Annotated in this window: 20 protein-coding genes, 1 tRNA gene and 1 pseudogene; 15 read left to right on the forward strand and 7 right to left on the reverse strand. The window is 61.9% G+C overall.

From position 1 onward, the window contains the following. A partial coding sequence (locus AC07FD_RS02455; RefSeq protein WP_478348500.1) for a hypothetical protein occupies positions 1–629 on the forward strand: 629 nt, incomplete at its 5' end. 220 nt (positions 630–849) lie between these two features. Here AC07FD_RS02455 and AC07FD_RS02460 read toward each other — a convergent pair. Next, positions 850–1,062: a Flp family type IVb pilin gene (locus tag AC07FD_RS02460; RefSeq protein WP_478348501.1), complete on the reverse strand. Its 213-nt coding sequence runs from the start codon at positions 1,060–1,062 to the stop codon at positions 850–852. A 698-nt stretch (positions 1,063–1,760) separates the two neighbouring features. On the opposite strand from AC07FD_RS02460, the gene AC07FD_RS02465 reads away from it, so the two are divergent. After that, complete coding sequence (locus AC07FD_RS02465; RefSeq protein ID WP_478348502.1) at positions 1,761–1,994, forward strand: hypothetical protein; 234 nt, start codon at positions 1,761–1,763, stop codon at positions 1,992–1,994. Here AC07FD_RS02465 and AC07FD_RS02470 read toward each other — a convergent pair. Together AC07FD_RS02470 and AC07FD_RS02475 are read right to left on the reverse strand one after the other, a co-directional pair. Then, positions 1,974–2,174 carry a hypothetical protein gene (locus tag AC07FD_RS02470; RefSeq protein ID WP_478348503.1) on the reverse strand — a complete coding sequence of 67 codons (201 nt, stop codon included), beginning with the start codon at positions 2,172–2,174 and terminating at the stop codon, positions 1,974–1,976. The two genes, AC07FD_RS02465 and AC07FD_RS02470, sit on opposite strands and share 21 nt — an antisense overlap. A gap of 94 nt (positions 2,175–2,268) precedes the next feature. Beyond that, positions 2,269–2,490 (reverse strand): annotated as a pseudogene (locus tag AC07FD_RS02475) (helix-turn-helix domain-containing protein); the annotation flags it as partial. A 90-nt stretch (positions 2,491–2,580) separates the two neighbouring features. Here AC07FD_RS02475 and AC07FD_RS02480 point away from each other — a divergent pair. From AC07FD_RS02480 to AC07FD_RS02490, 3 genes are all read left to right on the forward strand, one after another. Next, entirely contained in the window at positions 2,581–3,081 is a 501-nt protein-coding gene (locus AC07FD_RS02480; RefSeq protein ID WP_478348504.1) for a hypothetical protein, read from the forward strand. Beyond that, positions 3,078–3,419 (forward strand): hypothetical protein, encoded by a 342-nt coding sequence (locus AC07FD_RS02485; protein WP_478348505.1) that lies wholly within the window; start codon positions 3,078–3,080, stop codon positions 3,417–3,419. The genes AC07FD_RS02480 and AC07FD_RS02485 overlap by 4 nt, the downstream gene beginning before the upstream one ends. A gap of 317 nt (positions 3,420–3,736) precedes the next feature. Further along, positions 3,737–4,000, forward strand: a complete 264-nt coding sequence (locus tag AC07FD_RS02490; protein WP_478348506.1) for a hypothetical protein — start codon at positions 3,737–3,739, stop codon at positions 3,998–4,000. Positions 4,001–4,031: 31 nt separating this feature from the next. On the opposite strand, the gene AC07FD_RS02495 is transcribed toward AC07FD_RS02490, so the two are convergent. Beyond that, the gene (locus AC07FD_RS02495) at positions 4,032–4,253 is read right to left on the reverse strand and encodes a hypothetical protein (RefSeq protein ID WP_478348507.1); all 222 of its coding nucleotides are present in this window, start codon (positions 4,251–4,253) and stop codon (positions 4,032–4,034) included. Positions 4,254–4,335: 82 nt separating this feature from the next. Beyond that, positions 4,336–4,425, reverse strand: a tRNA-Ser gene (locus AC07FD_RS02500). Positions 4,426–4,789: 364 nt separating this feature from the next. On the opposite strand from AC07FD_RS02500, the gene AC07FD_RS02505 reads away from it, so the two are divergent. The 5 genes from AC07FD_RS02505 to AC07FD_RS02525 all read left to right on the forward strand — a co-directional run bounded on the left by AC07FD_RS02505 (position 4,790) and on the right by AC07FD_RS02525 (position 8,541). Beyond that, positions 4,790–5,494 (forward strand): hypothetical protein, encoded by a 705-nt coding sequence (locus AC07FD_RS02505; protein WP_478348508.1) that lies wholly within the window; start codon positions 4,790–4,792, stop codon positions 5,492–5,494. 120 nt (positions 5,495–5,614) lie between these two features. Continuing rightward, positions 5,615–5,938 carry a hypothetical protein gene (locus AC07FD_RS02510; protein WP_478348509.1) on the forward strand — a complete coding sequence of 108 codons (324 nt, stop codon included), beginning with the start codon at positions 5,615–5,617 and terminating at the stop codon, positions 5,936–5,938. Between the two features lie 158 nt (positions 5,939–6,096). Next, the gene (gene msrA / locus AC07FD_RS02515) at positions 6,097–6,759 is read left to right on the forward strand and encodes a peptide-methionine (S)-S-oxide reductase MsrA (protein ID WP_478348510.1); all 663 of its coding nucleotides are present in this window, start codon (positions 6,097–6,099) and stop codon (positions 6,757–6,759) included. Positions 6,760–6,971: 212 nt separating this feature from the next. After that, positions 6,972–7,961, forward strand: a complete 990-nt coding sequence (locus AC07FD_RS02520) for a BMP family lipoprotein (protein ID WP_478348511.1) — start codon at positions 6,972–6,974, stop codon at positions 7,959–7,961. A gap of 118 nt (positions 7,962–8,079) precedes the next feature. Next, on the forward strand, positions 8,080–8,541 hold the full coding sequence (locus AC07FD_RS02525; RefSeq protein ID WP_478348512.1) for a GNAT family N-acetyltransferase: 462 nt from the start codon (positions 8,080–8,082) through the stop codon (positions 8,539–8,541). Here the strand turns inward: AC07FD_RS02525 and AC07FD_RS02530 are convergent. Further along, a complete protein-coding gene (locus tag AC07FD_RS02530; RefSeq protein ID WP_478348513.1) occupies positions 8,536–8,934 on the reverse strand; it encodes a hypothetical protein in 399 nt (132 codons plus the stop codon). The genes AC07FD_RS02525 and AC07FD_RS02530 overlap by 6 nt on opposite strands. Positions 8,935–8,956: 22 nt before the next feature. Next, positions 8,957–9,163, reverse strand: coding sequence for a SlyX family protein (locus tag AC07FD_RS02535; RefSeq protein WP_478348519.1), 207 nt, complete (start codon positions 9,161–9,163; stop codon positions 8,957–8,959). Between the two features lie 246 nt (positions 9,164–9,409). Here AC07FD_RS02535 and AC07FD_RS02540 point away from each other — a divergent pair, with 246 nt between their 5' ends. The 5 genes from AC07FD_RS02540 (at position 9,410) to AC07FD_RS02560 (ending at position 14,348) form a co-directional block, all read left to right on the forward strand. Then, a complete protein-coding gene (locus tag AC07FD_RS02540) occupies positions 9,410–10,942 on the forward strand; it encodes an ABC transporter ATP-binding protein (RefSeq protein ID WP_478348514.1) in 1,533 nt (510 codons plus the stop codon). Further along, complete coding sequence (locus AC07FD_RS02545; protein ID WP_478348515.1) at positions 10,939–12,078, forward strand: ABC transporter permease; 1,140 nt, start codon at positions 10,939–10,941, stop codon at positions 12,076–12,078. Before AC07FD_RS02540 ends, AC07FD_RS02545 begins: the two co-directional genes overlap by 4 nt. Position 12,079: 1 nt before the next feature. Continuing rightward, positions 12,080–13,051 carry an ABC transporter permease gene (locus AC07FD_RS02550; protein ID WP_478348516.1) on the forward strand — a complete coding sequence of 324 codons (972 nt, stop codon included), beginning with the start codon at positions 12,080–12,082 and terminating at the stop codon, positions 13,049–13,051. Positions 13,052–13,115: 64 nt separating this feature from the next. Continuing rightward, on the forward strand, positions 13,116–13,508 hold the full coding sequence (cdd, locus tag AC07FD_RS02555; RefSeq protein ID WP_478348517.1) for a cytidine deaminase: 393 nt from the start codon (positions 13,116–13,118) through the stop codon (positions 13,506–13,508). 30 nt (positions 13,509–13,538) lie between these two features. Then, positions 13,539–14,348, forward strand: a complete 810-nt coding sequence (locus AC07FD_RS02560) for a purine-nucleoside phosphorylase (protein ID WP_478348518.1) — start codon at positions 13,539–13,541, stop codon at positions 14,346–14,348. The last annotated feature ends 125 nt before the right edge of the window (positions 14,349–14,473 follow it).

Below are 14,473 nucleotides of genomic sequence, written 5' to 3' on the forward strand. Positions count from 1 at the left end.
CCATCCCGGATGGCGCTACGGCGTTCATAGACTTCGTCAACGGCCACTATTTTGCCGGCGGCGCCGAACATGCGGCCAGCGATATCCTGGGCGGCGCCTTCGATCCATCCGACATCTCGGGCTCCGGGATGTACGTCGCCTATGGGCCAGCCTCCACCAATCGGCCGATCGCCATCGGGCCGCTTTTCGATGACCTGGTTGCTGGGCTCGCCGCCGGCTGTACGATCGTGTTCGACATCGACTTCGGTTACGACGCCTATGGCCGCCTGATCGACTTCCTCGATGCCGCTAGCGAGAGCGTCACGACTGACTATGTCATCAGCGAGTTTTCCGGCACCAAAACGGCGCTGGAGGACCAGACCGACATGCTCTTCAACAACGGCGCCGAGCTGCTCGCCGGGGTCCACAAGATCGCTCTGCCAGACATGTGGCCGGCGAATACGAATATGCGGTCTCGACCGATGGCGGCGCCGCGACGACTGAAACGTTCGCATATGCCCCATTCTCGGCCGTCGACACGATCACGCTGTTCCACGACGGGGATGACAATGTCTTCGTGCTCGACAATTCGTATGTGCGGAAAATCACGCTCTACCCGGCGAAAGACCCCGCAGACCTGCCGGCGCTGAGCGCCTGACGCGACCGTCTGAATTGCAATCTACGTATACGGCGGCGACCTTGAGGCGCTTTCGACGCCATGAGCAGCCGCCTCACATAAAAAAGGAGCCGGCGCGACGAGCGCCAGCTCCCTCTATTTCCCTTCGCGGACTTGCCAGAAGCTCTCAAGCAAATCCGCTCAGGGTGAACGCGCCGATCGGGTTCAATCGACGGCGGCGCGCTTGTTCTGTCTTAGCTGCCGGCGCCAGAGCTGCAAGTGCCGATGTTGCTTGCGGCCATGCTGTTGCAGAGGCCGCTGAAGCGACCGTTCACCCACAGCCCGATGCCGACGATGATCAGGATTGCTGCGCCGGCAATGATGCCGACCAGGATAGAATATTCGACCATGGCAGCGCCTGACTCGTCGTCGCGGAACTGACTGGCAATGCTCATAAGCTTCTTCATGTGAATTTCCCCTTTTACACCCTGCTTACCCGGACAAAGGTGCCCTTAAAGGTGCTCATCCCCCGGTCCTGAAATTGATCCTGTTCCTCTCAGGCCTGCCGAGTCAACTGTCGTTTAACGGACGGTTAACCTTCGAATGCTTTGGCAAAACATGGCTGGACACGTAAGCCATTGCTAATACGCGACATTTCGATGGCTTAACCATAGCCGGAACTACCTAAGCCATTCGGCGGATAGATATATCGGGTTATTTCAAATCAAAGGAACCTGCCTATGGCCGTCTCTCGTGAGAAGGAAAGCCTTGCCCGCGTGCTGGTGCATGGAAGTTGTTTCGACATCTTCCGGGGCCCCGTCACTGCGTCCTCAGTGGCGGGCCTTCACTGAGGAATGAGGCGGCCCGGCTGCCGGGGGCTCTTGGAGGACAACGGCAGCCGGGCCATGCCGGAGAGTCCTCCTCCCGGCGGCTGTGATCATGTCCTGTATTAGCGGGAATGCAAATACGCACTTCGATGGGGTCAGGCGAGAGGAATGGCTGACGCTTAGATCAACCAGGCTTGACGGAACATTAGCTACCTCTAAAAGTTTCTTTACGGCAAGCGATGCTCACCCCATCGCTTCCGAAGATCGGGATATACACCGCCCCGATCGGCCCGCGCCTCCGCAAGTGGCGCGGGTTTTGGGTCTGCGGAGGGGTTAAGATGACCGACGAGCCGGCCACAACCTACATCGTCAGCGTCTTCGAGAAGCCGCATTGGCGCACGGTGCTGACCACGACGGACATTGCCAAGGCTCTGGTCTGGGCGAGAGAGATCGGTGGTGACAAGGTACGGGTCGAGAGGATCACCACAGACAAGCGTAGAAGCGCCCAGGGAGGCTTAGTTTGCGCTTTTGGGCCACCCTGGCGTGGCTTTTCAGGCAGGTTCCAGCCTTGAACGGATTGCGCCTATCGCGCTCACCATAGCGTCAGCGGTCTGGTCATCGAGCGCGATAGTTAGCAAGCCTGCCGTTGTATGAATTGAGAGGATGCCGAGCATCCCTCCCTTGTCATCCGCTATCGTGGCCCCGTGGATTTCCGTTGGCACGAATGGCTGGGGCTTGTTGTTGCGCTTCATCGATCTATGTCCCCTCATACATAGGGGACAATCGCGTAACCACGGCTCGCGCGCAAGGCAGGCTCCCCAAAGGGAGTACTTGACGATTTCACGCCTTGCGCAGCCTCACCCCAGCGCCACCGCCATTCTCGGGAATGAACTCGACGCCGGCCGCTTCGAGGGCCTGACGAAGATCGAGCAGCGTTCGATCGTAGGGCGCTCGCTTTCCCGCCTCGAAATTTGCGATCGTGGCCTTTGCTACCTTTGACGAGGTGGCGAGATGATCCTGCGACCATGCGATAAGTGCCCGAGCGGCGCGGCATTGGGATGGCGTCACAAATGCAACCTTATATCAAAAGTGTTGACTAGAATTGCGGTATAGCCTTATACCATTGGTGTAAAGTTATCGCAACTTGGAGAAACACCAATGCCGAACAACCATGTTCCGGCAGCCGGCGAAGCTATGCCTGCTACCGAGGAAATGCACATCATCACCGGGCGGTTTTCCCGCCGCGCCATGCTTGTCGGCGCGATGGCCTCTCTGCCCGCCCTGGGAGCCGCTACAGCCGCGGAACAGCCATCGGAGGATATGTCCGACGCTGAATTCGCTGCGCTCGATTGGGAGCCATGGGAGCATCACGAAGGCGAGTTCGTGCCGCCGACCAACGTCGAATGGTGCAGGGCTGTAAATCCAACGCTCATCGCCATCCGCATGGCGTGGACCATGATGTACAAAACCAAGCCCGAATTGATCGCGATGCTCACCGAGATGGACAAGGAATCGTTGGCAGAGGAAGGCGAAACGCTTGCCGCGATGATGCTGGGGCAGATCGAAGATGCGAGGATACGCATCGGAGCGTTTCACGACACGCTAAACGGCGCATTAGCTCGCTGCGCCATCGCTGTGAAATCCACAGGTGCGGCATGAACGCGCCCGTCACTCTCAAGCCCTTCGCCATGCCGGCTGGCATGGATCCCCGCACATGGCGGCAGGAAGTCGGTAAGCGCATCAACGAACTGCTCGACCAGTCGATGGCGCTGATCACAGCGCTGGACGTCATGGAAGTCGATTGCGATTTGGAGGACACGGCAGACGACGAGCCGTCCCTCGGCTGCATCGACGATCTGGAGTTGGACAACTGCGACGACGAGGACGGCCACGACGCGGAGGGCTACTGCCCGGATGATTACGGCGAAACCGTCATGTGGCCCGACGATCTGAAGTCGCAGGAAGTGCTGGGGGCGGCATCCGAGGACGGAACCTGACACCGCCAGCGCTTCCAGCCTGGAAGCGCTAAATCGGGTCCGTGTGCGACCCAATTACAGGCCCGGCGGCTTCGGCTTCCGGGCCTTCATGTTTGTGGCGGAAAAGTCACGCAACTCGAATATCCAGCGCTTCAACCGGCGCGAGCTTATTATCCAGCTATGCGAGGCGTACCGTTGGTCCATGGGCAAAAGGGGACGCCCTAGACTCCTCCCGAACTAAGCGCCCGCTGCCTGTTCCCTGGGTGGCGGGCCTTTTTCTTCCCCAACAGCAACCCATATTCCGCTGGCGGCACCGTTCTCAATCTGGAGGCCGCGCCATGCCCGAAAAGACCATCGCAGAAGTTATCAGCAGCGGCGAGCGGCTTTACGTTAATTGCGGGCATCCCATGTGCCAGCACTCCCACCAAATCGACCTTGCGGCATTGGGCGCCCGCCTGGGGCTCGACCACGGCGCCATGCATTGGGATCTGGTGAAGGTGTTCCGGTGTGAGCGGTGCCAGACGGCAGGGCGCGACCGGAGGCCGGTGTTTTTCACCTGTGTTCCTGATTATGCGGGAATCGATGCGCGGCGGAACGTCTGAGCGATGCCGCTGTCGATGGTGGCGGGCCTTTTCAATGCAGGATGGTGATAGCTAGACCAATCACGGCGAGCATAGTCCCGATTACCCATTTCCAATGCTCTAGATAGAAGTCGACCAAGATGTGCGCGGCGGACGCGGTCCAATGCCGTTCATAACGCTCGCCCGGAACAACAATGAAATGCTTACTGACCATCGTTTCCTCCGGGACAAGACGGCCCTGATACCAAGCAGCCAATGCCCGACGAACATTCATTTGCCCCTGCAATCCTCATTGTGCGTCATTTCGTACGTAAGAAAATCAAAACGACAGATTATCTAAATAAAACAGTGGCGTATGGCGGAGAGAGCGGGATTCGAACCCGCGTTACGGTCTCCCGCAAACACACTTTCCAGGCGTGCGCCTTCAACCACTCGGCCACCTCTCCGTCCATGCATGTCGCGCCGGCCGGTTTCGCCGCACGGGTTGGGGAGATGCACCTCCCTTGGGGCTGCGGTGCGGAACCTCCGCACCGGCGTCGCCAACCAGCGAACGCCTTCCCCTGCACCTGAGCCGTCGAAGCAACAGGCGCGGGGCTCATCTAGTCGATCCGGCGCCGAATGCCAAGCCATAACGGCAGTCTATTCGCTTTGCCGGCCACACAGCGTTTCGCGAGCCTGCCGGCGCCCCCGTTTTGAGGCGCCGCCACCCGAATGATGTGCACAGGCAAGGCCGCAAGGCCGGCGGCGCTTGACTTCGCCCGGGGTCGCCTGTCTCGTGGTGGAAAGACTTTGCGGGGGCATCGTCCGGACATGACATCGAGCAATGGACAGACGCCAGCGAGGCGACCGGACAGCGGCCTGTCCTTCGTGCCGCCGGGATGGCTCGTCTTCGTCATGGCATGGTCGGTCTACGGCCTGATCTCCGGCTGGCGACTAGTCGGCGACTACGGCCTGCCGGACAGGGTCTTCTATCTCGTCTATAGCGGCCTTGCCATCGACATCATCACCATCCTGTGGGGGCTTTATCTGCTCGGCCTCGCCTTCGGCCGCTCGGCCCGCTTCCCGCGCCATTTCACCATCTGGCAGATCGCCACCATCATCTGGCTGCTGGCGAGGCAGGCCTATGTGCTGACGATTTCCGATTTCGTCTTCTCGGGCCAGGCGCTTGTCGTCACAGCTGCCGAGATCGCCATCGGGGTTCTCTGCATTTATCTGCTGCGCCGCGGTTCCGAAGCCGGGACCGTCTACGCCAATCCTGAAACCGAAAGCCCGCCTGTCTTCGTCTCGGTTGTCGCCGCCCTGCTCGGCATCATCCTCGGCGCTGTCATCGGCGCCGTGGGTGGATTCTTCGCCGGCTCGGTGATTGCCGATGCCACCGACATGAGCTGCTTCGAGGGCGGCTGCGGCTATTTTGCCGTGTTCATCGGCCTGGCCGGGCTGGTCGTCGGCGCCATCGCTGGTGGCCTTTTCGCCGTCTGGCGCGTCCATCGGCGCAAACGCAAGCCGGCGGCATAGGCCGGGCTTCAAATTCGCGTATGGCGATTGCGAACCTGGCACGCGCATTCTATCTCTCGTTTGAAACCGGACGACCCTCGGGAGGAGCTTGAGGACTGGCCGGGAGGAAAAGGTTCCTGAATGTTTCGCTTCCTCTTTCGTCTTGCCTCGATGGTCGCGCTGTCTATTTCCGTCATCATGGCGGTGCTCGACGCGACGCGCACCGTGGCGGCTTCGGCGCTGGTGCTGACCCCGCTAAACGCCAGTTGGCTGGCGGTCTCGCCCGACACGCGGGCCGCCTTCGAAACCTTGGTGCGAACCAAGGCCGGTCCGCTGCTGTGGGACGTCGCCATCGCCTGGGTGCTCAACCAGCCGGGCTTCGCCGTGTTCGCGGTGCTGGCCCTCCTGCTCTATGCGATCGGCTACAGGCGGCAGCGACGCCCTGGACAGTTCGCCGCCACCTAGAGCAATTCCAGGAAAAGTGTGAAACGGTTTTACGTCCGGAATTGCGTCAAAACAAAGAGATAGAGGGACGGACCCAACAGTGGGCAGCGGTTTTGGGAAAATCCGATGCTCAAAGGAAAGACCACTCTTGCGTCCCACCCAGAGAGGGAAGACTGCGCATGTTCTTTCTCAGCGACATGCTGAACAAGAAGCTCAATCTGCCGAAGCCGTCCGAGGCGTTGCCGGGCCGCGCCCGGGCGATCCCGACGACATCCAGGCATCAGATCCTGAAAAAGCCGCTCAAGGGTCCCTATCCAGAAGGCTTCGAGACGGCGCTGTTCGGGCTCGGCTGTTTCTGGGGCGCGGAGCGACTGTTCTGGCAGCTCGAAGGCGTCTGGGTCACTGCGGTTGGCTATGCCGGCGGCATCACGGCCAATCCGACCCATCAGGAAACCTGCACCGGCCTTACCGGCCATGCCGAAGTGGTGCTGGTCGTCTACGACCCCAAAATCGTCTCCTATGCCGCGCTTCTGAAGCTGTTCTGGGAAAGCCACGACCCGACGCAAGGCATGCGCCAGGGCAATGATGTCGGCACCACCTACCGCTCCGCGATCTACACATTCGGGGATGCGCAATTGCGGGCCGCGAGCGCCTCGCGCGATGCCTACGAAACCGCCTTGCGCGGTGCCGGCCATGGCAGGATCACCACCGAGATCGCGCCTGCGCCTGAATTCTACTTCGGCGAAGGCGACCACCAGCAATATCTGGCGAAGAACCCCTACGGCACTTGCAGCCTCAAGGGCACCGGCATCCCATGCATCCCGGCTGCCATCTCCGCCTGAAGCCTTTGGCGCGAGGATCGAGCCGCTGTGCGGCTTGCCCGCGCCATGCTTTTCCAAAAGGTCAAAATTCCGCGTGAGTTTTGTTTCGGGCCGTGCCAGATTGCCGCCGAGCGGGAGGGGAATACACTCCTGGCTGATGTCGTATGCCTGCCGGAGAACCGGGCCGGCATGCGGCGCGTAACGGAAAAAATAACCGACAGGGTGTGGATCACATGAAACGTATCGTTCTCGGCCTCCTGGCCGCAACCGCAATGGTTCTTCCGGCTTTCGCCGCGGATGTCCAGCCGGCCATCCTCTACGATCTTGGCGGCAAGTTCGACAAATCTTTCAACGAGGCTGCCTATCATGGCGCCGAGAAATTCAAGACCGAAACCGGCGTCGCCTATGTCGAGTTCGAGGTGTCCAACGCCTCGCAGCGCGAGCAGGCGCTGCGCCGCTTCGCCGAGGATGGTCGCAACCCGATCGTCATGGCCGGCTTTGCCTGGGAGGATGCCCTGAAGAAGGTCGCAACCGAATATCCTGACCTCAACTTCGCCATCATCGACGATGCGGTCGATCTGCCCAATGTCCGCTCGCTGGTATTCAAGGAGAATGAGGGCTCCTATCTCGTCGGCATCATGGCGGCGATGGCTTCGAAGTCGAAGAAAGTCTCCTTCGTCGGCGGCATGGACATTCCGCTGATCCGCAAGTTCGAATGCGGCTATGTCGGCGGCGCCAAGTCGGCAGGCGCGACGGACGTCATCCAGAACATGACCGGCGACACGCCGGCTGCCTGGAACGACCCGGCCAAGGGCGGTGAGATCGCCAAGACGCAGATCGACCAGGGCTCCGACGTGGTCTATGCCGCGGCCGGCGGCACCGGCGTCGGCGTGCTGCAGGCCGCGGCCGATGCCGGCAAACTCGGCATCGGCGTCGATTCCAACCAGAACGGCCTGCAGCCCGGCAAGGTGCTGACCTCGATGCTGAAGCGCGTCGACGTTGCCGTCTACACCGCCTTCCTGGACGGCAAGAACGGCACCTTCAAGGGTGGCGTCGAGAATCTCGGCCTCAAGGAAGGCGGCGTCGACTACGCCATGGACGACAACAACAAGGCGCTGGTAACCGACGAGATGAAGGCGGCGGTCGAAAAGGCCAAGGCCGACATCATCGCCGGCAAGCTCGAAGTGCACGACTACACCGCTGACAACGCCTGCCCGTATTGACCGGCACGGAGTACAGCCACGATCTGCAAACCGCCGGGCGCAAGCCCGGCGGTTTTTGCCTTTTCCGGATCGAACAAGCGTTCGCCAGATGCGGCAGTGCCAACATTCCAGGACAGCAATGCAGCCGACAATCGAACCCATGCATGAGTGCGATGTAGCAGCGGTCGCACAATTGCGCCTTGCCGCCTTTTTCAAGGGGACGGAAAGGACCATTGAAGAGGATGCGGCAGGGCTTCGCGAACTGCTCGCCGGTGACGGCTTCGAGGCGGCTTTCGTGGTCCGGATCGGCGACGTGCCGGTCGGGACATGCCTGCTGGTTCGCCGCGAACTCGAGCCCGCGCATGATCTGACGCCATGGTTGGCCGGGCTGGTCGTCGATAGCCGCCATCGAGGCCAAGGCATCGCCACCGCACTGGTCAGGGCAACCGAAGCCCACGCAGCGTCGCTGGGCGTCGAGACGCTCCATCTCTACGCATGGGATGCGCGTGATTTCTACGCAACCCTTGGCTGGAATACGGTGGAGATCTTCGGCCAGGATGACGAAACGATGGCGCTGATGTCGCGCCAACTTCGCCTATAGCTTGCCCGCCAGATAACCCAGCGCGAAGGCCACGATCAGCCCGACGGCAACGGCAAATCCGCGTCGGCCTCCGATCGCGTGCAGGCCGATGCCGTGCGGCCGCTGCGACAGGCTTCGGATCACCGTCGGTGATTTGGCATCGCTGCCGCCCAGACCGGAGGTGCGCATCTGCGGCAGGTCGGCAATGCGCTGCGTGATCTCCGTCCAACGCTCTTCGCCTTCAGCCGGTTTGGCCCGGTCGAAGACATGCATGCGTTCGGCAAGTTGCACGACCGCGTCGCGGAAGGCAGCGTCGATCTCCAGGTCGCGCTCAGCCCGTTCGCGTTCCGCATCGTTCATCAGGCCGAGCACATAGTCGCCGGCCCGCGCGATGCGATCGCTTTCACTGGCCATGACTTCCCCCTCCCCCTTTTCCTCACCAGTGCGGTGGCTTGGTTACCGGCACGTCAGGCGCCGCCTGCTCCTCCAGCGCCAGGAAGCGGTCGGTCAGCGCATCGAGCTTGCGCTGCATGCGCTCGATCACCGTCCACTGCTCGGCGATCTGGCCCGACAGTTCCTCGATGGTCTTCTCCTGTTCGGCGGAGCGGATCTCCAGCGTCGTCAGCCGGTCGGCGGGCATGATCATTCAAAGTCCCCAGTCTGGCAGCATAATGCCTCGCAGCGCAGTGCCTTGCATCGCGATGCGCTGTGCCGCGATGCGAATTTGGGCTTTGCCATATTAGCGAATGTGAAGGCCCCGGCCACGTTGGAAATTGACAAGCGCACCGGGATTTGTCGAGAGTGACCAATGCTCCGCCAATTGGCACGGGCGGAGTGTCATGCTAGGCATTTTGACCAAGCGATAAAAAATAAGAGTGGGACAGGCTGCATGGCGCAAGCCGCAATCGAGTTGATCGGCATCAACAAGAGTTTTGGCGCCGTGCGTGCCAACCGCGACATCAATCTGGAGATCGCACGCGGTACCATCCATGGCATTGTCGGCGAGAACGGCGCCGGCAAGTCGACGCTGATGTCGATCCTCTATGGGTTCTACCAGGCCGACAGCGGCGAGATCCGCGTCGGCGGCCAGCCGGCCTCGATCAAGACGCCCAATGACGCCATCGCGCTCGGCATCGGCATGGTGCATCAGCATTTCATGCTGGTCGACAATTTCTCCGTGCTGGAAAACATCATTCTGGGCGCCGAGAGCGATGCGCTGCTGAAGCGAAGCATCGCCAAGGCGCGCTCTGAACTCGACCGTCTTGAACGCGAATATGGGCTGGAGGTCGATCCCGATGCGATCATCGAGGAACTGCCTGTCGGCCTGCAGCAGCGTGTGGAGATCCTGAAAGCGCTCTATCGCGGCGCCGAGATTCTGATCCTCGACGAGCCGACGGGCGTGCTGACCCCGGCCGAGGCCGACCATCTGTTCCGCATCCTCGGGCAGCTGAAGGAACAGGGCAAGACGGTGGTGCTGATCACCCACAAATTGCGCGAGATCATGGCCATCACCGACACGGTGTCGGTCATGCGCCAGGGCACGATGGTGGCGACGCGCGAGACCAAGAAGACCACCGTCGAGGAACTGGCCGAGCTAATGGTCGGGCGGCGCGTGCTGCTCAGGGTCGAGAAGGGCGAGGCGGATGCTGGCGCCGTCAAGCTAGCGGTCAAGAACCTGACGGTGAAGGATACGCGCGGCGTCACCATGGTCGACGACATCTCCTTCGACATTCGCGCCGGCGAGATCGTCGGCATCGCCGGCGTCGCCGGCAACGGGCAATCCGAACTGCTCGAGGCGATTTCCGGCATCCGGCACGCCGTTTCCGGCTCGGTCATGCTCGACGGCAAGCCGATCGACCTGACGGGTGCCGCCGATCCGGGCGAATTGCGCGACCGCGGCCTCGCCCATGTGCCGGAGGACCGCCATCACGTCGGGCTGGTGCTGGCCTTCGAGGAGAACGAGAATTCCATCCTCGGCTATCACGACGACCCTCGCTATTTGAAAGGGCCGTTCCTCAACATCGATGCCATCCGCAACGATGCCAAGGACAAGATCGCCGAATACGACATCCGTCCGGCCGACTGCCGGCTGAAGACCGCCAACTTCTCCGGCGGCAACCAGCAGAAGATCGTGCTAGCGCGGGAAATGGAACAGGACCCGGGTGTTCTCATCGTCGGCCAGCCGACACGCGGCGTCGATGTCGGCGCCATCGAATTCATCCACAAGCGCCTGATCGCCATGCGCGACCAGGGCAAGGCGGTGCTGGTGGTCTCGGTCGAGCTGGACGAGATCCGTTCGCTCTCCGACCGCATCCTGGTGATGTTTGCCGGCCGCATCGTCGGCGAGCGCGGCCCGGAAGCGACCGAAGGCGAACTCGGCCTGCTGATGGCTGGTGTCGAGCATCAGGAGGCCGCCCAATGAGCACGCCTTACGCCAAATTGCCGGCCTGGGCCGACTACGGCCTGATCCCGCTGATCAATCTGTTCGTTGCCTTCGTCGTCGCCGGCTTCGTCGTGCTTCTGGTCGGCGAGAACCCGTTCCGTGCCGCCGTCATTCTGGTCGAAGGCGCCTTCGGCAAGGGCACAGGCATTGCCTTCACCCTCTTCTATGCCACCACGTTCATTTTTACCGGGCTTTCGGTGGCGGTGGCTGCGCATTGCGGCCTGTTCAACATCGGCACCGAGGGACAGGCCTACATCGCCGGCCTCGGTATCGCCGTGGTCTGTCTTGCCTTCGACAGCGTGCTGCCATGGTGGCTGACATTTCCGCTGGCCATCGTCGCTTCGTCGGTCGTGGGCGCGTTGTGGGCGCTTATCCCCGCCTATCTGCAGGCCAAGCGTGGCTCGCACATCGTCATCACCACCATCATGTTCAACTTCATCGCCGCTTCGATCATGGTTTACCTGCTGGTCGGCCCCTTGAAGCCGGCAGGGTCGCAAGCGCCGCAGACGCGCAACTTCCTCGCCGGCGCGGAACTGCCGAAGCTCAACTGGATCATCGAACTGTTCGGCGCCAAGATCCGCTCGGCGCCGCTCAATGTTTGCTTCCTGCTGGCGCTGATCATGGCCTTCCTGGTCTGGCTGCTCATCTGGCGCACCAAGCTCGGCTACGAGATGCGCACCTACGGTCACAGCCCGAAGGCGGCACGCTATGCCGGAATTTCGGAAACCCGCATCATCATCACCGCCATGATGATCTCCGGCGCGCTGGCCGGCATGATGGCGCTTAACCCAGTGATGGGAGACCAGCACAATGTCGCGATCGACTTTGTCAGTGGCGCCGGTTTCGTCGGCATCGCCGTGGCGCTGATGGGCCGCCTGCACCCGGTCGGCATCGTGCTGGCGGCGATCCTGTTCGGCATGCTCTACCAGGGCGGCGCCGAGCTTGCCTTCGAAATGCCGGCGATCAGCCGCGACATGATCGTCATCATCCAGGGTCTGGTCATCCTGTTCGCCGGTGCGCTCGAGCACATGTTCAGGCCTTACATCCAGGCGCTGTTCGCTTCGTTCAGTCCGCGATCGGTCGGCATGGAAGCGGTCAAGGGGAAGGGTGCCTGAGATGGATGTGTTCAACGCAATCGTCCAGACATTGGACTCGACCATCCGCCTCTCGGTGCCGCTGCTGCTCGCTTGCCTTGCCGGCCTCTATTCGGAACGCGCCGGCATCTTCGACATCGGCCTAGAAGGCAAGATGCTGGTCGGGGCCTTCGCCGGTGCCGCGGCCGCTTCCGTGTTCCATTCGGCCTTTCTCGGCCTCGGCATGGCCATCCTGATCTCCGTCGCCTTTGCCATGGTCCATGGCTTTGCCTCGATCACCCACCGCGGCAACCAGATCGTCTCTGGCGTAGCGATCAATTTCATCGCTGCCGGATCGACCATCATCCTCGGCCAGGCGTGGTTCCAGCAAGGCGGGCGCACGCCGGCGCTGCAACCGGGGGAGCGCTTCGAGGCCATCACCTTGCCGGGTGCCGACGCGATCCACGACGTGCCGATCATCGGACCGATCTATGCCGAGCTTCTGTCGGGCCACTCGATCCTGGTCTATCTCGCTTTCCTGATGGTGCCATTCACCTGGTGGGTGCTGTTTCGCACCCGCTTCGGCCTCAGGCTGCGCGCCGTCGGCGAGAACCCGGCCGCAGTCGACACCGCCGGCATCTCGGTCGCCTGGCTACGTTACCGGGCGCTGATCTGCACCGGCGTGCTGACCGGCATCGCCGGTGCCTATCTGTCGATGGTGCAGAATGGCGGCTTCGTGAAGGACATGACCGCCGGCAAGGGCTACATCGCGCTGGCCGCGCTCATCTTCGCCAAGTGGAAGCCGGTCAACGCCATGTTCGCGTGCCTCTTGTTCGGCTTCCTCGATGCGGCGGCGATCCGCCTGCAAGGCTCGCCGCTGCCCATCATCGGCAAGGTGCCGGTGCAGTTCATGCAGGCGCTGCCCTATATCCTCACCGTCATCCTGCTCGCCGGCTTCATCGGCAAGGCGATCCCGCCGCGCGCCGGCGGCGTGCCTTACGTCAAGGAACGCTGAGGTCGAAGCGCTGCCCGGGCGTAGTCGCCGGGTTTTGGACACGATCGTCGGAGAGAACGAACCAATGTCGCATGATCTGTTCGAAGCGGCCAAAGCTGCCATGGCCAAGGCCTATGCGCCCTATTCGAAGTTTCCGGTCGGCGCCGCCTTGCGCACCGAGGACGGGCGCGTCTTTGCCGGCGCCAACATCGAAATTGCCTCCTATCCGGAAGGCTGGTGCGCCGAGACCACAGCACTTGGCCACTACATCATGGGTGGCGGCGGCAAGATCGTGGAAATCGCTGTCCTTGCCGAACGCATGGCGAAATGCTCGCCTTGCGGCGGCTGCCGGCAGCGGCTGGCTGAATTCTGCCGGCCGGAAACAAAACTCTATCTCTGCGACAATTCCGGCGTGGCCGAGACCGTGACCATGGGCGACATGCTGCCCTACGGTTTCCGCGGCGACATTTTGAAATGAAAACCTGGTTAAAATGAAGAGTTGGCTGAAATGAAAGAAAAGGCGCTCGACCATCTCGTCGAAAGGCTGGACGGCTTGGCGCCGTCGACCGCACTGGTGCTGGGTTCAGGCCTGGGCGGGCTGGTCGACCAGATCGAGGATCCGATCCGCATTTCTTACGCCGACCTGCCGGGCTTTCCCAGAAGTGGCGTCACCGGCCATGCTGGCCAAGTGGTGGCGGGGCTGTTTGCCGGCGTGCCGGTGCTGATGCTGTCCGGCCGCGCCCATTACTACGAGCACGGCAACGCGGCGGCGATGCGACCGGCGCTGGAGGTGCTTGCCGGTATCGGCATCACCAAGCTGATCCTCACCAATGCCGCCGGTTCGGTCGATCCGGACATGCCGCCGGGCTCGGTGATGCTGATATCGGACCACATCAATTTCTCGGGCACCAATCCGCTGATCGGCGAGCCCAGCGACAGCCGCTTTGTCGGCCTGACCGAAGCCTATGATGGCGGCATCCGAAAGGCGATCGAACGGGCGGCGAAGGCAACCGGCACAGCACTTCACAAGGGCGTCTACATGTGGTTCTCGGGCCCGTGCTTCGAAACGCCCGCCGAAATCCGCATGGCGCGCATCATGGGCGCCAATGCGGTCGGCATGTCGACCGTGCCGGAGGTCATTCTTGCCCGCTTCCTCGGACTTCGGGTCGCCGCCTGCTCGGTCATCACCAATTTGGCGGCCGGCATGACCGGGGCCGAGCTTACGCACCAGGAGACCAAGGACATGGCGCCGATCGGCGGCGCGCGGCTGGCAACGATCCTGCAGCGCGTGTTCCGCGACGGACTGCTGGAGAGCTGATGCTTCCCCAGGAAATCATTCGACGCAAGCGCGATGGCCTGAAGCTGTCGGCGCAGGAGATCGCCGGCTTCGTCGAACCGAAGTTGTCATGATGCCTCCTTCCTTGATCGCCTGTTGCGTGCGAT

It is taken from the genome of Mesorhizobium waitakense (assembly GCF_056431085.1).